Origin of the sequence: Pseudohalioglobus lutimaris (assembly GCF_002866825.1) — a bacterium.
Lineage (GTDB): Bacteria > Pseudomonadota > Gammaproteobacteria > Pseudomonadales > Halieaceae > Halioglobus > Halioglobus lutimaris.
In genome coordinates this window covers 18,067-41,640 of sequence record NZ_PKUS01000041.1, presented here as the reverse complement: position 1 = coordinate 41,640, position 23,574 = coordinate 18,067, and the positions used below count along the sequence as shown (strand labels likewise).

The following is a 23,574-nucleotide window of genomic DNA, read 5'->3' as shown; positions in this document are numbered from 1 at the left end:
CGGTCAGTTCAGGCGGCTCTCCAGCCAGCCCGAAAGTTCCTCTTCGGCCAGCTGTGCCAGTACGGAAATGTGCTGGGGGTCGCTGTTCAGGCAGGGTATGTAGGTGTATTCCTTGCCCCCTGATTGCATGAAATACTCGCGATTCTCTTCGCCGATTTCCTCTAGCGTTTCAAGGCAATCCGCACTGAAACCGGGGCAGATGAGCTGTACAGAGGTAACCCCTTCGCCCGGCAGGCTTTTCAAGATTTCGTCAGTGTAGGGCTGCAGCCAGGCCTCTCGGCCGAAGCGTGACTGGAATGTCGTCATGTAACTGCCTTCGGGCAAATCCAGTAATTCGGCAACCAGCTGCGTGGTGTGTATGCACTCACAGTAGTATGGGTCACCCTCATCGCAGTAGCGCTGGGGCGTGCCATGATAGGAGAAGATGAGCCTGTCCGGGGTCCCGTGCTCCTGCTGAAACGTGCGAATACTCAGTGCCAGCGCACCGATGTAGTCCGCGTGGTCGTAATAGCGGGAGATAAACTTTAAAGAAGGCAGGTTGCGCCTGCGGGTAAAGTCCGCCGCGATAGCGTCGAAGGTGGAGCCTGTGGTGGCACAACTGTATTGCGGGTAGAGCGGCATGACCAGTAATCGTGTTACCCCGGCTGCCAGCATGCGGTCCAGCACCTCGCTGATAGAAGGCGAACCGTAACGCATGGCGAAGTCGACAACGATGTCATCCCCGTAGCGCTCTGCCAGCGCTTCCTGTAGTCCCCTGGCCTGGTCCTGGGTGTGAAACATTAGCGGCGAACCACGGTCTGTCCACACGGTTTTGTACGCCGCCGCGGAGCGGGACGGGCGAATGTTCAGAATCACCAGGTTGAGAATCAGCCACCAGATCAGGCGGGGTACTTCTACCACACGGGGGTCTGACAGGAACTCTTTCAAATACCGGCGCAGAGGTGCCTTTTCGGGTGCATCCGGTGTGCCGAGGTTGGTGATTAGAACTCCAACCTTGTCCGGTCCCCCCGGTACTGTACGTGCTGTGTTGACGTATTTCATGGGGCGTTAATATACGTGCGTGGACCAGGCTGGCCAAGTGTTGGATGGTGAAATATCGCGATTCACACGCTTGCGCGCGTGGTCTGCGTGAGCAGATGCCTGAGCCCGGGTAAACCCGGGCTCAGCGAACAGCTGAGTGCTTAGTGCGGGTTGTGCACTGCCGAGACATCGGCACTGCGTCCCTCGGCGTGACAGACGGAGCATTCTTCCACCACTTCACCGGTATCGATCGCTCCCTGTGTCGTCGAGAAGCTGCCGCCATTGGATTCCATGTGCGCGATGGCGACCTTGTCATCGTGGCAGCTGGAACAGACCGCGGAGGCGGGCGTGATCACCACATCGTCGTTCGGGTCAGCGCGGTCCGCACCCGTATCGACAGTGGTGCCCAGTACGCTGTCTGCCAGCGGCAGCGTGTAACCGCTGCTGGTATGACATGCGGTGCAGTTGCTGAGGTCGCCGGGATAGTGCACTGCCTCTTCGTTATAGCGGTGTGTGCTGAAACCGCGGAAGCCGACGATCTCCAATGCGTTCTCACGCATTGACGGTGCGTGAATGCCGTGAATCATGGTCTTGAAATCAATGGACTCCTCATCCTTGCCATCGGTGGGCGGGTCCATGGCGATTTCCCTGACGCGCTTGTCTGTATTGCGCGGATTGTGGCAGGTAGCACAGCCATCAATATCATCGGTGCGGTTGCTGCCGTGCAATACCAGTGTGCTGTGGCAACTGTTGCAACTGGCCAGTTCCACCGAGGTTCTGCGCGGTACCGGTGTGCCGTCGGGCTCATCGATAGAGAAAAATGCATGCGCATTGGTCAGCGGAATATTCTCGGCCTCTCCGTCGCCGTCCACGTCCGCCACCGGGTGCCCCTCAATGGTGGCGGTACCACTGCCGCTGGCAGCAATACCCGGCGACTGGCTGCCATCAGGGATGGCAACGGGCAGGGTTACCGTATAGGTGCCATCCCCATTGTCAGTAGAGGCAAGGATGGCATCCGACTGGGCATTGCTGGCGTTGTCTCCACCGTTGCCGGTGTTGGTGTAGTCAGCAGTATTCCAGGCGACACCGATGCGCACGCCAAAGGGCTCGAACACCGGGTCATTCTTGATGTCGTAATCCTCATTGGTGAGCGGGTTGCTGATACGGAAAGTGATCTGCGGGTTGTCGCCCGGCATGGTATTGGACACATCGGTGATCACCGCTGCAAACGACTTGCTCGCCTCGGTGATGAGGTTAACGTGACTCTGGGCGATGCTGCCGGCAAAGCCTCCCTCGGCGTGGCAGCTGGCGCAGTTGTTAGCGTCCTGGCCGTTGATATGGCCCTGGGCGCCATCGCTGTCATGACAGCTCCCACAGGCTGCGGGAGACGCGTATTCAGCCCAGTTGTCCCCCTGAGCTGTCAGCACCAGGTCGTCACGGCCACCTCCGGTGGCGGTGCCGGCGTGGCAGTTGACGCAGTTACGTATGTCCTGGGGATAGTGCAGCATGGAGTAGTCGTGCTTGCTGTCGCGAAAACCCCAGATCGCATACTCCCCGCCAGCCTGGACGCTGGGCAGGCTGGCACCGCGGTGGATCTTGTGAATCATCACCTTCATATCCACGGTATTGCCGCTGTTGGCGTCTGTAGAGCCGCCATTGTGGCAGGTCACGCAATACTGAATCTCCTGACGGCTGCCGCCGTGAATCGCCAGTGGGTCATGGCAGTTGTTACAGTTGGCAGTGGCGGCAATGTCCATGGTGAAGATGCCGCTGGTGGCGCCCGTGGCGGGCACCCAGTCATAGAATGGATTGGCTTTGCCGGGCGCACCGTCGAACTGCATGGACACCCGGTGGGTGCGATCCGGCTCAAAGCTGAGGTCCAACCCTTCGACCGCGGCCTGAGCGAGGACCTCCTCCGGCAGGTTGGTCAGATCGGTGGCGAATGTGTAGGTATAGGTCCCATCTTCATTGTTAAGGAGGCCATCTTCATTGCGCTCGTAGGTGGCCTGCAGCTTGTCGTCGGTACCTGGGCCGACACTGCCGGCAGACTCGATCCGGTTAACGTAAGACTGCCAGTTGCCGGTGAGGTTGCCCAACGCGCTGGCCTGTAGTCTGGCAATAGTGAAACGAATGTTATCCACCGCGAGGTCGAGGATGGCTGTTCCTTCCCCGTTAGTCAGCTGGAATTGCACAACGGCCTGGTTGCTGTCGTTGAGGGCGACCCCGGTGATGGTGGCCAACAGCACCGTCTGCTCGGCGTAAGGGGCCGGGCCGGGATCCGGTACTACCGGTGGGGGTATCACGGGAGGCTGTCCGCCGCCGGGAGGTCCGGGCTCGACACCTGTCGCCCGGTCACCGCCACCCCCGCCGCCACAGGCGACCAGGAGGCCGAGCATCGCTGCCATTGTCCAGTTGCGCGTAAGTGTTCCCATGGTTCCTCTCTCCCGCCCCTCCGGGGGCCTGGTTGGTGCTATTCCCAGCGATAAACCGCCGATACACCTACGTAGTGAATCTGTTCGTTGGGGTTGCTTGCCCCCAAGGTGAGTACCTTGTCAATGGTGTCTGCCCGCACGCCCTGCAGAGCCCAGTCGTCAGCACGGTAGCGGTAGTACTGGTAGTCCAGACGCAGGGACAGGTCTTCTCGCATATGCCAGGTACCGCTGGTCTGGAAGTGGTGCAATGTTGTGTTGACACTGGGAAGATTCTGCGGGCTGACATCGGCAGCACCGTAGCTGCGAAAATCCTGCTTGCTTTGTGTATCGACGAAGCTGTAGTCAGCTTCCACCTCAATCGTTTTGGTGATGCTCCAGAGCAGGTTGGCACCCACGGTGAGGCTGGTATCGGTGGTGTCCATGCGCCAGTCGCGATCAGGGTCGCTGGCCTGGGGCAGGGGTGGGTAGATCTCGAAGGCATTCTTTTCCGCCCCGCCCCGAAAGCTGCGGCCCATCTGCTCGGATTCAAAGCGATCGTAGCCGCCGTAGATTGAAGCAGAGAAACTCGCGGACGGGCTGTAGCTGGCACTGGCATGGTAACGTTCCCAGTACGAGTAACGCAGGCCGGTGTACGTCTTGTCGTAATCGTCGTTGCGCGCGAGCAGGTTGAAATTCAGGCTCCAGTTGTCTGCAGGAAGCCAGGTCAGGTCCAGTTTTCCCTGTTCCTGGTCGCGGTTGGCCATGTAGTACTGGCTCAACTCCGGGTGATTGATAAACCGCTGGCTATCGGGCGTTGCATTAATCAATTCCACATCGAGCAGGGCATAGTAGCGCTGGTCCCAGTTGTAGGTATCCGCGCGGCGATTGCCATAGAGCAGTTCCAGGCGGGCCGTGAAGTTGCTGATTGGCTGGATGCGATAGCCAACAGTGATCCGGTCCTCTTCGGTTTCTTCTACCGCGGTGTTTTCACGCTCCACCAGTTCATAGGCGTACTCCACCTGCAGCCGACTACGCAGGGGCATGCGGTAGGTGCCCTCGACGCCCATTGTCTGTGAGACCACGTGGTGTGACGTGTTGTAGACTGTTAACGCAGGGTCAGGTTGCCTGCTGCCGTCGCCGCGTAGGTAACGATAACCGTCCCGTGGGTTGTCGTAGTCACGTTCCCGCGCCTTGTAAAAAAGCTCAAGATCCAGTTTTTTCAGCGGCCGTAGCCACAGTTTTCCGTTGAGGGTGCCCGTCTGGGCTTCACCGTCGAACGCGTCCCGGGGCAGCGGCTCGCTAATGCTTGCGGCCGGGTTCAGGCTGTAGTCAAGATACTTCTGATCCTGGTTGGCCACGGCATAACTGCCATCAAATTGCAGGCGCGCCGTGGGGCTGATGATGTACTGCCCGGTGATGCGCCCCTGCAGCTGGTCGTTGTCAGGGGCCAGGCCGAGGCCACCGGTGCTATCTGGATAGCGGGAGCGATAGGGGTTTTCCCAGATCAGGATACTGTCTTTGTTGTCGAAGTCCGAGTAGTCCAAACGGCCTTGCAGGTTCAATTTCCCGCTGCTGTAAGTTACGCCTACATCAAACTCAGTGGTGCGGTAGTCTACCGGCATGGGCAGCAGGGTAGCGTCACCTGACGATGCATCCACATACATGGCGCCAGCCGTCACGCTGGTGCCCTGGCGCTCTTCATAAGACAGGCTGCTGTCAAAGTGCCATTGATCATTAAGCTTTATCGCCAGTGCTGCGGTCAGCTTGTCCCGCTCCAGCTCCTGGTCGAACCGGTGGAGGCTGGCATCCAGCTGACTGAAGTCCCCAGTCGTCGAGCCCGCTACCCAGTTCTCCGGTAGCCCCAGCGGGCTGTCATTACCGCGAAAAGGTGTCCGGCCACTATTGTTACTCACCTGTACCTGGGAGTCGAAGCCGAATGACAGCCGCAACTTATCGCTTCTGCCCCAGGCGATCTCTCCCTCCCGGGTGTCCAGCCCCAGGTTATCCACCGACGCACGCCAGTAACTGTTGCCGTCGCTGAAGTCCTGCCAGCGCAGATTGCCGATGACCGTCGTACCTTGCTCATACAGGCCGTTGTATTGGCCAAACATGAAATTGTCATCGGCTGTATAGCCCAGCCCCAACTGCAGGTTACCAGCGTAGTCGCCCTGCCAGCGCGTATCCACAGCGCGTGTGTTGATCAGCAGCGGGACGTAGTGCGCAGCAGCGCTTGCCGACGCCTCTTCGGTCTGGGCCACAGCAGCGCTCGCGGCCAACACGGCGGTGCCGATGAGGGATAACTGGAACGGTATCTGCTTGCGCTTCGTCATCGTGTCAGTCGCGCTCCTGACGGGTGGTTGGAGCCATGTACCTGGCTGTGACAGTTCAGGCAGTTCTTGCCCAGCAAGTTCTGGTTTCCGCCGGCGGAGGGCAGGCCTTCGGCACCGTAGGGAACGCTGGGGTGAAAGGCCGCAGAGTGGCATTGTTGGCACAGGGCCGGACCGCGTGCGGTCAGCAGCCCCCCATGTACAGAGCCATGGGGTTTATGGCACAACGCGCAGTCCTCAGTGACTGGTTCATGTTCCCACAACAGCGGGCCGCGCTTCTCCTGGTGGCAGCTGTAGCAGTTCTCGTTCAGGGTGACCTGGTGCAGGCTTGCGTCGCTGGCGCTACCGTGAGGGTTGTGGCAATCAGTGCAGGCAGTCTTCCCTTCAGCGATGGGGTGTCGTGAGGGCAGGTGTAGCTGTGCTTTCACCTGTGCGTGGCAATCTGTGCACTGCGCCTGGGCGGTGGACTGGTCAAGTGCAGGGTCACGCAGTTGATGGGATTGGTGGCAGTCAGCACAGGCCAGGTTCTCCTGTTCATGCTCGCTGCCGGCCCAGAGCATCTGGGCACCGTTCTCGTGGCAACTCTGGCATGCGCCATTGCGCTGCTCCAGCGGTGACACCCACTTGGGGCCGAAACTGACGTCCGGTTGATTGCGGCGGCCGCGGCGGTCGTGCGCCTCCGAAGGGCCGTGGCAACTGGTGCAGGCAGCTGCACCGCCCCCGGCGAGGTTGCCGTGCGCGGTGTTGAAAACAGTATGCACAGATGAGCCGTCATCGGCTTCATGGCAGTCGAGGCAACCCGGCTCTTCCGCAACAAGCAGTGGTGCAGCCAAACAACAGCCGGCACAAAGTAATATTCTGGCGAGTCTTCTTATCATTTTTTGTTTGCCCGGCTCAGTTACGAGTATCGTTTCACTGGATCTGCCGCAATGCGGCAAATCTGTGTTGCTCAGGGGTCGCTTCTGTGCCTGATCACCGCACAAAAAAACCCCAATATCAGGAAATGAACCACGTCCAGTATTGTCCAGATTCCGGGTCAGTGCCACTAGGCAATTGCGTATATTACGATTTTGTTGACATGGATTAAGTTTCCCCCGCCAGGGTCAATACCTGAGCGGTGCGGGAGGTTGCGTTCCGGGAGCTGAAGCGGTCTTCGCAGCGATGCGGCTGCGGCACCGCAGCCCTCTGGTGCAGTGCTTACTCGGCAACAAAATCGGTAGTGTTGCCCGAGAGGCTGAGTGTCAGCGGCAGGGATACCCAGTGTTGCCGTCCCGGGTTGTCGATGCCATGCAGCGCAACGCCAAAGGTATAGCGCTGATCAGCCCTGAACCTTGTCTCTGCATCGCCATCACCGGTGTCTACTGAGAAGCGGACTGACCAGTCTTCGCCGTGGTGCCGCGCGGTCGCGGTCACGCCCGGCCTCGCTTGTGGGCTCACGCCGGCGCCGACGCGCGCCATCTCCAGCACGCCTGTTTCCAGCGAGACCCGCCACAGTTCGGCCCCCGTTGTGAGCGCTCCCATAGTCGTGGTGGGAACGCTCCCGCCGCCGTGAAACAGCACGCGGCTGGCCTGGCTCTGGCCGTTGTCGTGGCAGGCGGCAAAGCAGCCGCCGCGACGAAACTCCATGTTGCGGTCATCGCCCCACATCAGTGCCAGGAAGGCGTCTCGCTCACTGCCTGTCCAGGTGATGTCGATCAGCAACTTGTCCGCCTGGCGAGAGAACGCAACACCCAGCTGGCGCGCGGGGTGGCTGAGGTCAGTGCCAAGGCTCGCCCCCAGTTGTGCCTCATCGCCGCGGTGACAGAGCGCGCAGTCTGCGCCCTGGCGCAGTGGCTGGGAACCGGGGTGTTCACTGGTCAACCACTGTCGCGTGGCGTTGCCGGGATAGAACAGGGTTACCTGGCGGCCTCGCACCGGCTGTGGATGCAGCAGCGCAGCACTGTCTTCCGGGGCGTGGCTGATGCCATGATGGCAGTCGAGGCATCCGCGCTTGCCATTGTCGAACGCGCGATGATAGTTGCCGGCCTTGGGGTTGAGGGCTGCGAGCGAAGCCATCTGTTCTGTGTTGTGGCAGAAGGTGCAGCCCGCTGACTGGTTGGCTGCCATATGCGGTTGGGCCGCCTCATGATTGTGCGGGTTATGGCACAGGCTGCAAGGCGGATTCTCGGGCCCCTGGTCGCCGAGATCGTGAATGCCTGTTTTTTGTGCTTTGTGGCAGGTAGTGCAAACCTGGTTTTGCTCGGCTGTCACCAGTACCCGGTCCTGCTCGGTATGAATGTCGTGACAGGTGACGCACGTCAGACTGTTATTCATATGCAAGGCGTGCTGCCAGTTGCGGGCTGCGTCCTGCTGGTGGCAGCTCAGGCAGGGTTCGTCCTGGGCGCTGCCAGTAGCACTCCAGCGAGGCCCGTAACTGAGGTCAGGGCCGCGCTCGCCAGGGTTTTCGCTATGTGCGGTGCTGATACCGTGACAATCCAGGCAACCGCGCCGACCGGCCATTTCAGTGGCATCGCCATCGATGCCGTGTGAGCCCAGCATGACCTGGTACGCCGGGGCACCTTCGCCGTAGTCATGGCAGTCGAGGCAGGCTTGAATGGCGCCAGTTGAATCTTGCGCACTGGCCTGTCGGATGACTATCAGTGAAATCAGTAGCAACGACGCCAGTAGGCCTGAGCGCGCAATCAGCGACTTCATACCAGCACCGTGTCGACGATTACACCGAGCAGGAACAGGGACGTAAACCGACGGGTGTGGCGGAATGCGTGAGCAGAGAACCACAGGGGCCAGACCCCCTCGGGGTAGTTACCGGGCGGACTGGACGGTTTGGGTTTGCCAAAGACTGCCAGCAGCACTGGGAGTACTGGCAAGCTAATCAGCACCACCAGCAGAGGCCAGCCAAAGCTGCCAGCCAACACCAGCGCAATGCACAGCAGGTACTGAGCACTGATCATGGCCAGTACAAATAAACGGGACAGGCGCTCACCCAGCAACACCGGCAGAGTGTTGACACCCTTGCTGCGGTCCGCCTCCAGTTTATCAGTATGCTTGCCGAACAATACGGTAGTGGGTCCCAGCGCGAACACCAGGCTGAGCCAGGTCACGTTCCAGCTCCAGCTGCCGGCCAGTACATAGTAACTACCGCCGACCATCAGCGGCCCCCATACCAGCAAAACGGCGGGCTCTCCCATACCGTAGTACTTCAGCGGCCAGGTATAGAACAGCACAAAGAAGGCCCCTGCCAGCATCAGGTCCATGGTAAGCCCGCTGCGCTGGTAGATAAGCCAACTACCCAGGGCCAGGGCAATGCCTGCAGTTACGCCGACGTAACGCCAGAACTGGCCCTCACTCATCAGCCCGTCTTCCAGCACATGCACCCCGTACTGGTTGCGGTAATAGTTATCCTTGTCGATTCCGCGGCGCGAGTCGGTGTAGTCGTTCAGCAGGTTATTGGTGGCATGAGCGAACATTAGTCCCAATACGGTGGCCAGCCACAGGTCCCAGTGAAAGCTGTCAGCACGCCAGGCCATCAGCCCGCCCAGAGCGGCGGCGGTGAAGGTCATGAACAGCACGGAGGCGCGACAGGCGATTAACCACCTGGCCACGGGATCCAGTGCCTGCCACTCGTGCTCGGACAGCTTGGGCATCTGGTTGAGGGCTTTGCCCCACATTGTTACGTTGATCATCTACTGCGTGTCCCTGCGATGGGCAAAAGCATGTGTGGTTTGCCCCCGGTTTTCCAAGGGCACAAGGTTACCGCTTCGGGAAGTTCACTGCGAGTCCGGAAACGCAATCCTTGCGGCAGCTCGTGGTCTTATGCCGTGCACAGGTCCTGCCTGGCGCAAGGCTGCTCCGAATTGTCGTTGCGAGATTACAGCGCTCTGCTATTATTCCCTGAAAGTTTGTGTGTGATTGGAAGGTGATGTCCTTGCCCTGATCATCACTGCAACGATAATGAAATAAGCAGGGATGGGTATTCAGTGAGTTTTTTCAGCAAACCTGTCGTTAAAGCACTGGCAGTGCTCGCAGTGGTCGGTGTGGGGGTGGTTGCCAGTTGGGCTGTTATGGATACTGCCTTCCATGCCACGGGCGATTACGAATTCTGCACCAGCTGCCACGGCTATGAACCGATTGCAGCTGCCTACCGCGAGGACGTGCACGGCGGGAACAACCCCTACGGAGTCCGTGCCGCCTGTAACGACTGCCACCTGCCACATGACAACTCCCTGCATTACTTCTGGGTAAAAGCCAGGAACGGAGTCGTTGACCCGATAAAGTCACTGCTCAAGGAACCCCACGAAATAGACTGGCACGGTATCCGTGAGCGTCGCAAGCAATTTGTCTACGACTCATCATGCCTTAACTGTCACAAATACTTGCAGGAAGCCAGTGAGGGCAATCGCAAAGCCTTCCGCAGTCACCGCAGGTACTTCAACGACCCGGATGACTACAGCTGCGTGGAGTGCCATGAGCATGTTGGTCACAACCGCCTGGGCTATCATCTGGAAGAGATGGGTTGGCCAAAACCTGTAGAGGAAGAAAAATGAAGCAACTATTTCGAATGAGCCTGGCGGTGATTATGCTGGCAGTCATGCCCGCCACCCTGGCTGACACCGCATTCAGTATTGCCTCCGCCAAGACGCTCAAGATCAACCGTGATTTGAGTGAGGAAGGTAAGGCCTGTATCACCTGTCACCAGCAGGTGTCGCCGGGCCAGGTCGCGGATTGGGCCGATAGCCGACATGCCCACGCGGGTATCTCCTGTATTGATTGTCACCAGGTGCCCGAGGACGCACCCCACGCAACGCGACACGCCAATGTGGAAGACACCCCCGTTTTTGTCTCCGCGCTGGTGTCGCCGGCGGTGTGCGGCCGTTGTCACGTCGATGCCAAGAAGCAGTTTGATGCTTCCGGCCACTTCCGCTCCTATCACCAGATTATTCCCAAGGACAACCTGCATGCCCTGCAGATTGTCCACGAGGGCCAGAACCATCCGGAATTGTCGGGCGCGCCGGGCGAGACCGGCTGTATGCAGTGTCATGGTACCGAAATTAAGCTGGATGAGAACAATCGGCCGACTCCGGAGACCTGGCCTAATAATGGCATGGGCAATATTTATCCCGATGGCAGCACTGGTAGCTGTAATGCCTGCCACAGCCGACACAAGTTCTCTATCGCCGAGGCCCGCCACCCCAACGCCTGTGCCTCCTGTCACCTGGGGCCAGATCATCCGAATATCGAGATTTACAACAACTCCAAGCACGGCCATCTCTACAATACAGAGGGTGACGAGTGGAAAATGGACTCTGCGCCGGATGCCTGGGAGCCGGGTGATTATCGCGCACCGACCTGCGCCACCTGTCATATGAGTGGTATCGGCGAATTGAGCGTTACTCACAATGTTAGCGAGCGCCTGTACTGGAACCTCTGGGCGAAGAAGTCCAATGTACGTGGATCGGATGATGTGATGAGTCCCTTACTGGGCGACGGCCCGGCGGGCCGGGAAAAAATGAAGATGGTGTGCAGCAACTGCCATACCGCCAGCCATACCGAGGGCTTCTTCAAGCAGGGCGACAAGGCGGTAATGCTCTACAACGAAGCTTATTATGAGCCGGCCACGGCCATGCTGAATGAGCTCAAGGAGAAGGGCCTGTTGCGAGAAAACCCCTGGGCCGATGAATTCCAGATCGTTTATTACCACCTCTGGCACCATCAGGGCCGCCGTGCTCGCCAGGGCGCCATGATGGGCGCACCCGACTATGCGCACTGGCACGGTTTCTTCGAGCTGCAACAGGACCTTTACAAGCTCAAGGGTATACACGCAAAGCGGCTGGAAACAGGCGAGATAGAGGACTGATCTGCAAGGTCTGGATCGGTAATCGTCACAGTCACGCGCCGGTCGCGTGACTGCTCTTCGCGTCAGCTGTTGTGGTTCCGCAATATCACGAATTTCATGATCTGTCGCACTGTACTACCGGTGAAGCACTCCGGTAGTATGCGCGTCCCATACTCACCGCTTATCTGAAACGGAGGCTCTCCATGAAGCTTTGGCACTGTGCGGGTGCTCGTTCCCTGCGTCCCCTGTGGGCGATGGAGGAGATGGGCCTGGAATACGACGTCGAGATACTGCCTTTTCCGCCACGCATCCTGCAGCGCGATTACCTGGAAGTAAATGCGCTGGGTACGGTACCCTATTTTGTCGATGGCGATACGCACATGACCGAATCCTCGGCTATCTGTCAGTATCTGGTAGATCGCTACAAGCGGTATGAATTCGGTTTGCAGGCCGATCATCCGGAGTACGGCGCTTACCTCAACTGGCTGCACCATGCCGACGCTACGCTGACATTCCCGCAGACGATCTTTTTACGTTACCACTACCTTGAGCCCGTGCCGGAAAAGCAAGCTGTGGCTGATGACTACGGCAAGTGGTTTTTCGCGCGCCTGCGACGCCTTGACGGGCATCTGGAGAGCAATGATTACCTGGTGGATGGCCGTTTTACCATCGCTGACATTGCCGTGGGATACGCGCTCATTTTCGCGCGATCAATGCAGTTACATGAGCAGTTCAAGCCGCAGACACTTGCCTACCTTGAGCGGATCACCGCCAGGCCTGCGTTCAAGCGGGCTGACGCTCAGGGTGAGCCCATGCAGTTGCCCGCTCGTAGCTAGCCCGAAAGATGTGATTGGCAAGAACCTGAGGTAATCCGTGGTAAAAAAAGACAAGCCGTTTCCCACCCGTGCCCTGAGGCGTAGTCTATCGGTGTCCATGGCCGGCCTGCGTGCGGGTGGTGCCCTGGCGGTAGACAGCGCGATGTCGAGGGTGCTGGGGCGCAGTGAAGATGACCCCCAGTCAGAATTCGCCCGTCGTGAGGCCCAGCGTTTTGCAGAAGAGCTCGGTCGCCTGAAGGGGACCTACGTCAAGATCGGGCAGATGCTGGCGCTGTTTGGGGAACACTTCCTGCCACCGGTGTTAGTGGAAGCCCTGCGTAATCTGTCTGATGCGACGGAGCCTTTACATTGGGACGCGCTGGAGTCTTTTGTGCGTGGTTCCCTGGGTCCGGTATTTGATGAATTGGAAATTGACCCTGAAGCAATCGCGGCGGCGTCGCTGGCCCAGGTGCACCTGGCGAAAGTTCGTCACACCGGGGAGTGGATATGCATCAAGGTGCAGTACCCCGGGCTGGCGCAGATGATTGATAGCGACTTCGACGCAGTGGTGAAGATGCTGGTACTGGCGCGCTGGGTCAAATCCGGACGCGACCTTGACGACTGGATGCAGTCCTTACGCACACACCTGCACAATGAGATTGATTACCGTCGCGAAGCGCGCCTCACTGTTGCAATGGCCGAGCGGGTAAGTGGTCATGAGATGGACGGCGTACGCTACCATGTCCCCGAGCTTTATCCGCGCTTCTGCAGCACTGAAGTGCTGGCAATGGAGTACATCGAGGGCTACTCGGTGGTAGAGGAAGAAGTCGCCGCACTGTCGCAGACACGCCGCAACGCGCTGGGTCGTGCCATGCTGGAGCTGTTTTTCTGCGAGCTCTATGACTGGGGAATGCTGCAGACTGACCCCAATTTTGGCAACTACCTGCTGTGTCTTGATGATCGCCGCAGAAAAGAGGCCCACGACGTGCTGGCGCTGCTGGACTTCGGTTCCGTGCTGGACTGCTCGGACGACTTCCTCTATCACCTGCGACATACGATTGCCGCCAGCCAGCGCGGGGACGAGGCAGCTATTGTCGACGGACTGACAGGGCTGGGGTGCCTGCAGCCTGATGCCAGCGAGGAGGCTCGTCGTATGTTTTCTGACTTCTGCCTGCATCTGCTGGAACCGCTGCGCGCACCAGAAAAGCTGCCTCCAGAGTACTTGAATGATCAGGGAGAGTACTGTTGGGGACGCTCGCGACTGATGAAGCGCGCGGGTAAGCAGGCCGCTGCCTCTGCTGCCAGTCGTCACTTCACCACCCCGTCGCGTGATTTTGCATTGATCGCCCGCAAGCTAACAGGCGTATTTAACTTTATCGCGGTACTGGACGCCCAGTTCAATGCCTGTGAAATGATTGAGGCCCATGTGGCTGCCTGGCAGGAGCGAGAACAGCGTGGCAAAAAAAGACGATGAGGACGATCACAAGGCGATCCCGACATCCAGAGTAGGCAGGTTTGCCCGCGTGGCACGAATGGCCGGTGGCGTCGCCGGCGGTATGCTCGCCGAGGGCACCCGGCAGTTGAGGGCGGGCAAACGACCGAAAGCGCGGGACATGCTGCTCACGCCGGCCAATGCCCGCAGGGTGGCAGACCAACTGGCGACCATGCGCGGCGCAGCGATGAAGGTAGGGCAGATACTGTCCATGGATACCGGCGACTTCCTGCCTCGTGAGCTCGCCGATATTCTTTCCCGCCTGCGCTCGAATGCGCGCTACATGCCACCCGGACAGCTGGATAAAGTGATGTCTGGTGCTTATGGGGAAGAGTGGGAGGCGCTGTTTTACAATTTCCAACATCGTCCCCTGGCCGCAGCATCTATCGGCCAGGTGCATCGTGCAATGTCGCCTGATGGTCAGGATATTGTGCTCAAGGTTCAATACCCTGGTGTGTCAGACAGCATTGATGCAGATGTAGACAACATCGCCTCCCTGCTGAAGCTCTCTGGCCTGCTGCCGGCGGAATTCAATATTCAGCCCCTGCTTGACGACGCCAAGGCGCAGCTCAAGGACGAAGCGGACTACAACAAGGAAGCGGAGTTTCTAGCCGCTTTCGGTGATCTTCTCTCCGGTGATGAGCGCTTTCTGGTACCCGAGGTGATTCCGGATCTGACTCGCAAGACAGTACTCGCCATGACCTATGTCAGCGGCGAGCCCATCGAGTCTATCGCCGGCCTTGAGCAGGCAGAAAGAGACCAGGTTATGAGCGCACTGATAGAGCTTATGTTCAAGGAGTTGTTTGAACTGCGCATGGTGCAGACCGACCCCAATTTTGCCAATTATCAGTACAACCCCGTCAGCGGCAAAATCATCCTGCTGGACTTCGGTGCTACCAGGCGTTTCAAGGCCAGCTTCGTCAACGCCTATCGCAGCCTGATCAAGGCGGCCATTGCCGGGAACGAAAAGCGCCTGGTCGCAGCCGCGGAAAAGGTGGGTTATGCGATGGGTGATGAAGACAGTGAGTATCGAGAGCTGGTTTTGTCGCTCTTTCTGTTGGCGCTGGAACCCGTGCAGGAGGATCAGCCCTATGATTTCGCCGCCTCTGATATGGCGGCGCGCATGTCAGCAATGGGCGAAGACGTTACCGGCTTCCGTGACTTCTGGCAGACACCGCCCACTGATGCAGTTTACTTTCATCGCAAGCTCGGCGGCATGTTCCTGTTGGCCAGCAGACTCAAGGCGAGGGTCAACGTCCACGCCCTGGTCAAGCAGTTTATCTAGCGCGCCTTCGACTTCTTGCGGGGGCGCGACGGCTTCGTTTTGCCCACAGTCGCGGCATAGAGTTCATCGAACGAGGCTTTCAGGCAACTGCTGTAGAACTCCGGGTCCGGCATCATGTCGCGACAGGCGGTGAATGAAAGAACGATAGAGCCTTTCTTGTTCTGCACCGAACTGTAGACAATCTGGAACAACCCCACGTTGGGTAGTAATGGCCCCAGGCTGATGGCGTCGATCAGGGCAGCGCCACACAGGTACAGCTGGAACGGCGCCCCGGGAACGTTGGTGACAATAGTGTTGAACATCACACTGGCCTCGGACAGGCCGGTCGCTGATGCGGTGCGCACTGCCAGCGACAGTACATTACCCGGCAATACATCGGTTAGATCCACCGCAAAGCGTGGCCCCAGTGCTTCAGCGTAGGTTTTGGCGTTTTTGGATTCCTCATGAATCGCCGCCAGTTGCTGTACAGGATCAGTGATTTCAGTGCGCATGGACACGTTCATAAAACCCACCATGTTGCCGCCCGCCGCTTTTTCCTCCGCGGAGCGCACGTCGATGGGGCAGCCGGTTACCAGTGACTCATCCGGCATTTCGCCCTTGTCCTGGAGGTAGCGGCGCATTGCCCCGGCGACGATCGTCAGCATGGTGTCATTGATCGTGGCGCCCGGGCAGGTGTTCTTGATGGCCCGAACCTGCTCAAAATCAAACTTTTTGGCACCGACAACGCGATGGCGTGAAATCTTGCCCTGAAACCGGGTAGCCACCTTGTCTTCAATAGAATGGAGAGATCCTTCCTTGCTGCCTTTACGAATGCGCAGGGCCGCGGGAATGGATCCACGGATGAATCCCAGGGCCTTTCCCGGTTTGCGCCAGGCGTCGAGGTAGGCCCGCCCCAGCATACGCGCTTTTGAGGGGCGCTCCACGATCCACGCAGGGGCATCGCCGGGGTCCTTCGTTTCCGGGGTCAGGTCGTGAACGATGTTCATGAACTGGGTGCCGGTGGCTCCGTCCATGGCGCAGTGATGGACCTTGAGCAACAGGGCGAAGCAATTTGAAGGATAACCCTCCACGTTGTTCAGACCTTCGATCACATACATTTCCCACATGGGCTTGTCACGGCGCAGGGGCACGGCGTGTATGCGCGCCGCCAGGATGCACAGCTGACGCCAGTCTCCGGGTTTGGGCAGCGCGATGTGGCGCACATGGTATTCGAGGTCGAAGTCTCCGTCCTCTACCCAGTAGGGGCGGCCCAGGCCACCGGGCACAAACGCCAGCTTACGCCGGAAGATAGGAGAGAGGTGAAGTCGTCGCTCAAGCATTTTCAGTATTTGCTTGAAGCGGACCTTGCCTTCCGGTGCGGTAGATTGGTCGTAGATGCTGACACCGCCGATGTGCTGCGGCAGGCCATCGATTTCTGCGTGCAGGAACATGGCGTCCTGGCCAGAGAGCTGTTGCATGGGCTTTCCTGTTGTTTAAAGTTATCCCTTAGGATTGCTGGAATTGAGAGTGGGGTCAATCTACTTTTAACACGAGTTCACGCGCATGCAGGATGTACGTGCGTCGCATGTTGACCTGCAACCCAGGTGTCGGTGACGCGGTAGCCGGCGTCAAAACACAGTAAATCAGCTCGATAGCCCCGCTGCAGGCGGCCAAGCTCCCCCTCCAGTTTGAGGAATGCTGCGGGATACAACGAGGCCATGCGCAGGCATTCACCCAGTTCGATTCCCGACAGCTGGTGGGCAATGCGTACCGCATCAATCAGCGCAATGGCGCTGCCGGCCAGCTTGCCCTCGGCGTTCACCAGGCGTCCGTCCTTAGTCTGGATGCGCTCGCCGTAGAGCTCAAAGCTGTCATCGGCGGCGCCCACAGTTGCCATCGCGTCACTGACCAGCAACAGCTTCTCCGGCGATTTGCAGCGCTTTGCCAGGCTGATGGTCGTCGGGTGTACATGGTGCCCATCGGCGATGATGCCAGCCCAGGTGTTGCTGTCGTCCAGTGCCGCGCCAACGGTGCCGGGTTCGCGCGCAGTCAGCGGACTCATGGCATTGAACAGATGGGTAAAGCCGCGCAGTCCGCAGTCGATGGCGCGGCGTATGTCCGCGTAGTTTGCATTGGTGTGGCCAGCACACAATAACAGTCCGGCCCTGGCCAGCGCGCGCAGCTGGTCAGAGGTAACGTGCTCGGGTGCGATCGTCAGCATTACCGGGAAGTCTTGCAAGGTGCACAGCCAGGCTAGATCCGCATCTTCCAGCGGGCGAATCATCTCCGCCTTGTGAGTGCCGCGTCGGCCCGGTTCGAAGAACGGGCCTTCGATATGTAGACCAAGAATGCCCTTTTCGCCACTGTGGCGAGCCTCACTGATTGCCTTTGCAGCCGCGCGGTGCACCGCAGGCGTGTCGCTGATGATGGTGGGCATCAGGCCGGTCGTGCCAAAGCGTCGGTGCGCTGCGGCAATTTGGCTTACAGCTTGCGCGTCCGCTTGATTATTGAACAACTGGCCGCCGCCGCCGTTGACCTGTATATCGATCAGTCCCGGCGCCAGGATGACGTCACCCAGATTGTTAACCGGTACACCTTGGGGCACTTCGTCAGCAGGGCAGATGTCTTCGATGTACTCTCCGCGCAGCAGTACTGCATGGTCCCACTGCCAGTATTCGCCGTCGAAGACCTGACGGGCCTTGAGCGCCGTTGGCGGACTGTGGCCGGGCATGTTTAGTCCTTCACCATACGACCGGGTATGAATGCGCTTCTTTGCGGCACACTAGGCGTGTCGCGCTGACACGCAATCGCGCGTGCTCTCAACAGCTGTGGATGCCAGTTTGATCGCTGGGGATATGCTTGTTAATAGATCACCAGTGCAGTTTACCGTGTCTCTAACACTTGCTTTCATGTAGTTTCCCGTATGCGTATTATCATTATCGTCAGGACCCTTTCAGCTGGGAGTTTACTGGGAAATCAACCACCGCACTACTCATCCATCCGGCTTTTTGCTGCTTCTTTGAACTCTGCACGGCCAGGGGAAATACCGCCGCACTCAGGCGGCGGTGGTAGCAGATCGCTCGTTGGCCTCCTGGCCCTGCTCGCGGTGAATGCGCACCACCAGCGGTACCAGTACCAGGCCCATTAGCGGCGCGAAAATAGCCAACAGACCAAATAGCGTGGTTTCCATGCCCTGTTTGTCCAGTGCCATTCCGAGCAGTGGCCCGGTGACGATAAAAATCGAGCGCACCCCCAGGCTGACAAGGGAATTCACCGTCGCGCGGAACTCACCGGGCACCCGGCGGTTGAGCGCTTCGTAGAACAGGCTCATGGACAGTCCGCGCGAAACCTGTATGGCGAAGCCGAACATGACGCCCCACCAACCGCTGCCCAGCGCCATGCCCAGCAGTCCGCATAGGGGCAGGATAGCGATAAGCACCAATAACTGCCGATAGCCCAGACGTTGTTCGACTGCTTCGCTGAAACGCGCGGACAGGCTCACGGTGAGCGCGAACGCCGCCCAGATATAACCAAACCAGGAGACCGGCACACCCTGCATCTCCCAGTACTTCTGGTAGATCCAGAATACGTAGACGGCCAACAGCCCGAAAACGGCAATAGCGAAGGCAGTCCACAACACGACCGGTTTGCCGAACAGCAACAGGTCGATGATGCGCCTGGCATTTTCACCGTGACCAGTTGTGCTTGTATCCTTACCGGATCCCGGGCGTGGGGCTTCCACCAGCAGCATCGCCAGCAGGAATGGTGCAAATCCAGTGAAGGCCTGTACCACAACAACTGAATCCATGGACCACAGCAACAGCAGGCTGGCGCCGATACCGGCGATGCCTGAGGCCGCCGCCTCGACTGCGATCAATCGGCTCAAGGACTTCCCCGGCCCCGCGCCACCACGCAGGCCACGCTCCCGCAGGTACACTTCGGTGTCGTAAAGCAGGGCAAGGTCAGACCCTGAAATCAGGCTGAAGCCCAGCCCCAGTATGAACTCATAGGCGAGAAAATCGACGAAACTGTCGGCCCACAGCAAGGAAAAAAAGCCAAGCGCGTTGAGACCGGAGCCCACCAGTATGGCGTTGCGACGTCCCCACAGATCCGCCAGGTAGCCGGAGGGGACTTCACACAGGGCGATGGTGAGCGCAAACAGCGCCTGGGTTTGCAGCACCTGACTCATGGACAATCCGTGGCCCTGCAGCAGCGGCACGAAAACGGGTATGACTACCATGAAGCCGGTAAAAAACCCCAGCAGGTAAATCGCTTTGATGTTGTTTTGCAGTGACCTGGTCACGGTTCTATTCCCTGTTTGGGAGAACCCTGAACGGTGACGCAGATATTTTTATCAAGAATAAAAAAAGGCCTCCGGAATCAGGGTTCTCGGAGGCCTCTTTTACTAATCAGGATGATTACAAATGCTTCCTCAAACCACGCTAACCGCCCACATACAGACGGGCGATACGACGTATCGTTTGCTGCTGTATGTTTGATGTAGTGTGGTCATGTATTCAGCTCAGTAATTTCGGTAACGATGCCCGTGGTTGCAAGGGGTGGTGGAAATTGCACAATTGCACGCCTGCCACCCTGGGCCAGAGGGGTATACTGCGTGTGAGTTTGATCATGGTCAATGGTAATCAGCGCAAGTGTGAAAAAATTCACAGCCAGCGCCGCCGAATGGCGGCTTGCCCCTGGGCGCTGGCAGAAAAATAAGGAGAAGCTGCGTGAAGTCCGATATAGAAATCGCCCGCGAGGCGACAATGCGCCCGGTTATCGACATTGCCAGTGATCTAGGCGTGGATCGCGCCCAGGTCATTCCCTACGGACATTACAAGGCAAAGATCGAGCTGGATTATGTTAACTCATTACAGGACCGCCCCAATGGTAAGCTGGTGCTGGTCACTGCGATGAGCCCGACGCCGGCGGGGGAGGGCAAGACCACGGTGGCGATTGGTCTCGCCGATGCCATGAACCAACTGGGCAAAAAGGCCTCCGTATGCCTGCGCGAGCCCAGTCTGGGCCCCTGCTTCGGGCTCAAGGGTGGTGCGGCCGGCGGCGGCATGTCGCAGGTGGTACCAATGGAAGATATCAATCTGCACTTTACCGGCGATATGCACGCTATTGGCGCTGCCCACAACCTGCTGGCGGCCATGATCGACAATTACATTCACTGGAGTAATGAGTTGCGCCTCGACCTCCGCAGGGTGACCTGGCGCAGAGTGGTGGACATCAATGACCGCCAATTGCGGCAAATCGTCACCGGCATAGGCGGTCCCGGCAACGGTTTTCCCATGGAGGGCGGCTACGACATTACCGTTGCTTCCGAGGTCATGGCCATCTTTTGCCTCGCACAGAATATCGAGGACCTGCAGCGGCGCCTGGGTAGCATAGTTATCGGCTATACACGGGATCGCGAACCGGTGACCGCTGCGCAGCTACAGGCATCGGGCGCAATGACCGCGCTGTTGCGCGATGCGCTGGCACCCAACCTGGTGCAAACACTGGAAAACAATCCGGCGTTTATTCATGGCGGCCCGTTCGCCAATATCGCGCATGGTTGTAACTCGGTTATCGCTACACAAACAGCGCTGAAACTTTCTGATTATGTGGTCACTGAAGCGGGTTTTGGCGCGGACCTGGGCGCGGAAAAGTTCTTTAATATCAAATGCCGAAAGTCAGGGCTGACGCCCGATGCAGCGGTTATCGTGGTGACTGTGCGCGCCCTGAAAATGCACGGTGGTGTGGCCAGAGACGCCCTGACCGAGGAAAACCTGCCGGCGCTGGAGGCCGGGCTGGAAAACCTGGGCCGGCACATCCGCAATTGTGGTCAGTACGGTATTCCCCTCACGGTGGCTATCAATCACTTTGCCGATGACACAGAAGCGGAAATCGCGGCGATCAAAACCTATACACAGAGCAGGGGCCTGGAAGCACACTTGTGCACGCATCACCGGGACGGCGGAGAGGGCGCGATTGATCTCGCCACCCAGGTTGCAGACCTGGCCGACAGTAGTCAGGCGCAGTTTCGCACACTCTACGATGACCACCTCAGTCTCTGGGAAAAAGCACGTACAGTGGCGCGCAATGTCTACGGGGCCGACGACCTGGATGCGGACCAGAAGGTTCGCGAGCAGTTTGATCAGTTTGAGGCGGAAGGCTATGGCCATTTCCCGGTCTGTATGGCCAAGACCCAGTACAGTTTTTCCACCGACCCGCGTTTAGTGGGTGCCCCCGGGAATCACCGTGTTAAAGTGCGCGAGTTGGCCCTGGCGGCCGGAGCCGAATTCCTGGTGGTTGTCTGCGGTGACATCATGCGCATGCCGGGCCTGCCACGCTCCCCGGCGGCAAATAATATTTACGTGAACGCACAGGGACAAATCGAAGGGCTGTTCTGAATGAGTGAGTTCATCGCCCGGGTGTTTAGACGATTATTCGACAATCAAGGAGATAACAATGCTTTTCCCCCGTTTACTTAACGTCGGTGCAGGGATGGCCCTGCTGCTCGCGATGACCACAGCCAGCGCGGAAAGCCTGGAGTCTGCCGCCAATGACCTGTGTGAGAAAGTGAAAGCCTGTTCACTGGCGGAACTCAACCAACAGGAACTCACCCCGGAACTAAAGGCTATGATGGAGCCCATCCTGGAGGGTATGTGCGCGGCCATGAGCGAGGGTATTCAGGAAGTGCCTGTGGAGCATGAACTCTATGCTTCCGCTGTCGCCTGTATGCGCAGCATGGCGAATCTCAGCTGCGCGGACTTTCGGGACGGGTCCAGGGTGGAAACACCGGAGTGTCTCTCCTATCGGGAAAAAGCAGAAAAGATCTATAACGGGTCCTGATGTACCCCGTTTTACCGCTGTAGCGCTCTGCGATGACACCGGCGATCAACATGGTCAAGCAGCTAGCCATCGCGCATACCATTCACGCCTACGAACACGATGCAGACAACGAGTCCTATGGGCTTGAGGCGGCGCAGAAGCTACAGCTTGCGCCCGCCAGGGTATTCAAGACGTTGGTGGTCAGCCTGGAGGGGGCCGGGTTGGCGGTAGCGGTCGTGCCGGTAGACAAGCAGTTGTGCATGAAGAGTATGACCCGGGTGCTGGGGGCGAAAAAGGTGAACATGGCCGCCCCGGATACTGTGCAGCGCAGCACCGGTTATGTGCTTGGGGGTGTCAGCCCAATGGGGCAAAAGAAGCGCCTGCGCACGGTGATTGACAGTTCTGCCGCGGCCTTTGCGACAATTTTCGTCAGCGCCGGTCGGCGCGGCCTGGAGATTGAGCTATCACCCGATGACCTGTCTCGTTTGCTCAGCGCCAGCATGGCGACGATTCAGAAATAGTCGGGGGCCAACATGGCGATACCGCAAACCATATCAGAGCTGACCCCGGCGTGGCTGGGTGATGCCCTGGGGGTAATGGTCAGATCGGTTCGGGTCGAGGGCACGGATAACGGTACAACGGGTCGGGCACAGATCGCGGTAAACTACGCAAAAGATTGCGGCTTGCCTGCGCGCCTGTTTGTGAAACTGCCCCCGGCAGACCCACAGCAACGAGCGTTTGTGACCTCCAGCGGTATGGGCCTGCGCGAGGCTCGCTTTTACCGCGAGTTGTCCGTCGACTTACCGCTGCGTGTGCCTCATTGTTATTTTGCCGACTGGAACCAGAGCGGCGAGCGTTACGTGATGGTGCTGGAGCAACTGCAGGATAGCGGTTGCACTTTCCGCAATGCCGCGACCCGCTATTCACCGAGTTATTTGTGTGAAGTGCTCTCCGCTTTCGCCAGCCTGCATGCAGGCTACTGGCAGTCCCCCCGCTTTGATGACGATCTCAGTTGGGTAGGCCCGATCAGGCAGCATGAGATAGCCCGTCAGTTACTGCCGCGTGCATTGAGTGCACACGGCACTAGCATGCCACCATTATTCAGCCAACTGTGCGAGATGTACCTGCAGCATGAGGACGCGGTACACAGGCTGTGGCGCGAGGGAGAGGTCACGCTGATTCATGGTGACGTGCACGACGGCAATCTGTTTTACGACGAACGGCGCGCTGCGCCGGGTTTCCTTGACTGGGCACTATTGGCGCAGGGTCCGGCCCTGCGTGACGTGGGGTACTTTCTGGCGGGCACGCTGGCACCGGATAAGCAGTTGGAACAGTCGCCCGCGCTGCTGCAGTTTTATCGCGATGAATTGCACAAGGCTGGCGTAAATGCTCCGGATTTGGCAGAGCTGCAGCGACAGTACGCCATTCAGGCGGTCTACCCCTGGTTGGGCGCCGCTGTCACCTTGGCCATGGGAGACGCCTGGCAGGACAGCAACTATGTGCTGCGTACGCTGGAAAGAATACACTTTACGCTTGCGTCGTTGCGCTCACCTGAGCAACTGCGTGATGCGCTGGGTCTGCGGGCCTGAT

At 58.7% G+C, this 23,574-nt stretch carries 18 protein-coding genes; 9 read left to right on the top strand and 9 right to left on the bottom strand.

Translation table 11 applies throughout. The features are described 5' to 3' along the window. Positions 1-3 precede the first annotated feature (3 nt). The 6 genes from hemH to C0039_RS19315 all read right to left on the bottom strand — a co-directional run bounded on the left by hemH (position 4) and on the right by C0039_RS19315 (position 9,441). Positions 4-1,041 carry a ferrochelatase gene (gene hemH, locus C0039_RS19340; protein ID WP_075998780.1) on the bottom strand — a complete coding sequence of 346 codons (1,038 nt, stop codon included), beginning with the start codon at positions 1,039-1,041 and terminating at the stop codon, positions 4-6. A 140-nt stretch (positions 1,042-1,181) separates the two neighbouring features. After that, the gene (locus tag C0039_RS19335; RefSeq protein WP_101519010.1) at positions 1,182-3,452 is read right to left on the bottom strand and encodes an OmcA/MtrC family decaheme c-type cytochrome; all 2,271 of its coding nucleotides are present in this window, start codon (positions 3,450-3,452) and stop codon (positions 1,182-1,184) included. 38 nt (positions 3,453-3,490) lie between these two features. Further along, complete coding sequence (locus tag C0039_RS19330; protein WP_075998778.1) at positions 3,491-5,761, bottom strand: MtrB/PioB family decaheme-associated outer membrane protein; 2,271 nt, start codon at positions 5,759-5,761, stop codon at positions 3,491-3,493. Further along, positions 5,758-6,591 (bottom strand): DmsE family decaheme c-type cytochrome, encoded by an 834-nt coding sequence (locus C0039_RS19325; protein WP_165787195.1) that lies wholly within the window; start codon positions 6,589-6,591, stop codon positions 5,758-5,760. Before C0039_RS19325 ends, C0039_RS19330 begins: the two co-directional genes overlap by 4 nt. A gap of 364 nt (positions 6,592-6,955) precedes the next feature. Then, the gene (locus C0039_RS19320; protein ID WP_101519009.1) at positions 6,956-8,452 is read right to left on the bottom strand and encodes a cytochrome c3 family protein; all 1,497 of its coding nucleotides are present in this window, start codon (positions 8,450-8,452) and stop codon (positions 6,956-6,958) included. Next, positions 8,449-9,441 carry a prenyltransferase gene (locus tag C0039_RS19315; protein WP_075998775.1) on the bottom strand — a complete coding sequence of 331 codons (993 nt, stop codon included), beginning with the start codon at positions 9,439-9,441 and terminating at the stop codon, positions 8,449-8,451. The genes C0039_RS19320 and C0039_RS19315 overlap by 4 nt, the downstream gene beginning before the upstream one ends. Positions 9,442-9,735: 294 nt before the next feature. Between C0039_RS19315 and C0039_RS19310 the strand changes: the two genes are divergently transcribed. The 5 genes from C0039_RS19310 (at position 9,736) to C0039_RS19290 (ending at position 15,183) form a co-directional block, all read left to right on the top strand. Beyond that, the gene (locus tag C0039_RS19310; RefSeq protein WP_075998774.1) at positions 9,736-10,302 is read left to right on the top strand and encodes a cytochrome c3 family protein; all 567 of its coding nucleotides are present in this window, start codon (positions 9,736-9,738) and stop codon (positions 10,300-10,302) included. Next, a complete protein-coding gene (locus C0039_RS19305) occupies positions 10,299-11,612 on the top strand; it encodes a multiheme c-type cytochrome (protein WP_075998773.1) in 1,314 nt (437 codons plus the stop codon). The genes C0039_RS19310 and C0039_RS19305 overlap by 4 nt, the downstream gene beginning before the upstream one ends. A gap of 182 nt (positions 11,613-11,794) precedes the next feature. Continuing rightward, on the top strand, positions 11,795-12,427 hold the full coding sequence (locus C0039_RS19300) for a glutathione S-transferase family protein (protein ID WP_075998772.1): 633 nt from the start codon (positions 11,795-11,797) through the stop codon (positions 12,425-12,427). Between the two features lie 37 nt (positions 12,428-12,464). After that, positions 12,465-13,880: an ABC1 kinase family protein gene (locus tag C0039_RS19295; RefSeq protein ID WP_075998771.1), complete on the top strand. Its 1,416-nt coding sequence runs from the start codon at positions 12,465-12,467 to the stop codon at positions 13,878-13,880. Beyond that, positions 13,861-15,183, top strand: coding sequence for an ABC1 kinase family protein (locus C0039_RS19290; protein ID WP_232334865.1), 1,323 nt, complete (start codon positions 13,861-13,863; stop codon positions 15,181-15,183). The genes C0039_RS19295 and C0039_RS19290 overlap by 20 nt, the downstream gene beginning before the upstream one ends. Here the strand turns inward: C0039_RS19290 and C0039_RS19285 are convergent. From C0039_RS19285 to C0039_RS19275, 3 genes are all read right to left on the bottom strand, one after another. Next, entirely contained in the window at positions 15,180-16,640 is a 1,461-nt protein-coding gene (locus tag C0039_RS19285; RefSeq protein ID WP_101519008.1) for a WS/DGAT/MGAT family O-acyltransferase, read from the bottom strand. The genes C0039_RS19290 and C0039_RS19285 overlap by 4 nt on opposite strands. A 77-nt stretch (positions 16,641-16,717) precedes the next feature. Beyond that, on the bottom strand, positions 16,718-17,893 hold the full coding sequence (nagA, locus tag C0039_RS19280; protein WP_101519007.1) for an N-acetylglucosamine-6-phosphate deacetylase: 1,176 nt from the start codon (positions 17,891-17,893) through the stop codon (positions 16,718-16,720). 324 nt (positions 17,894-18,217) lie between these two features. Continuing rightward, on the bottom strand, positions 18,218-19,465 hold the full coding sequence (locus C0039_RS19275; RefSeq protein WP_101519006.1) for an MFS transporter: 1,248 nt from the start codon (positions 19,463-19,465) through the stop codon (positions 18,218-18,220). 427 nt (positions 19,466-19,892) lie between these two features. On the opposite strand from C0039_RS19275, the gene C0039_RS19270 reads away from it, so the two are divergent. The 4 genes from C0039_RS19270 to C0039_RS19255 are packed head-to-tail and all read left to right on the top strand — an operon-like array spanning position 19,893 to position 23,573. Further along, positions 19,893-21,563: a formate--tetrahydrofolate ligase gene (locus tag C0039_RS19270; RefSeq protein WP_101519005.1), complete on the top strand. Its 1,671-nt coding sequence runs from the start codon at positions 19,893-19,895 to the stop codon at positions 21,561-21,563. A gap of 58 nt (positions 21,564-21,621) precedes the next feature. Further along, positions 21,622-22,005, top strand: coding sequence for a hypothetical protein (locus C0039_RS19265; RefSeq protein ID WP_075998765.1), 384 nt, complete (start codon positions 21,622-21,624; stop codon positions 22,003-22,005). Between the two features lie 32 nt (positions 22,006-22,037). Beyond that, positions 22,038-22,505 carry a Cys-tRNA(Pro) deacylase gene (gene ybaK / locus C0039_RS19260; protein ID WP_101519004.1) on the top strand — a complete coding sequence of 156 codons (468 nt, stop codon included), beginning with the start codon at positions 22,038-22,040 and terminating at the stop codon, positions 22,503-22,505. Positions 22,506-22,517: 12 nt separating this feature from the next. Then, positions 22,518-23,573 carry a phosphotransferase family protein gene (locus C0039_RS19255; protein WP_101519003.1) on the top strand — a complete coding sequence of 352 codons (1,056 nt, stop codon included), beginning with the start codon at positions 22,518-22,520 and terminating at the stop codon, positions 23,571-23,573. Position 23,574: the final 1 nt, after the last annotated feature.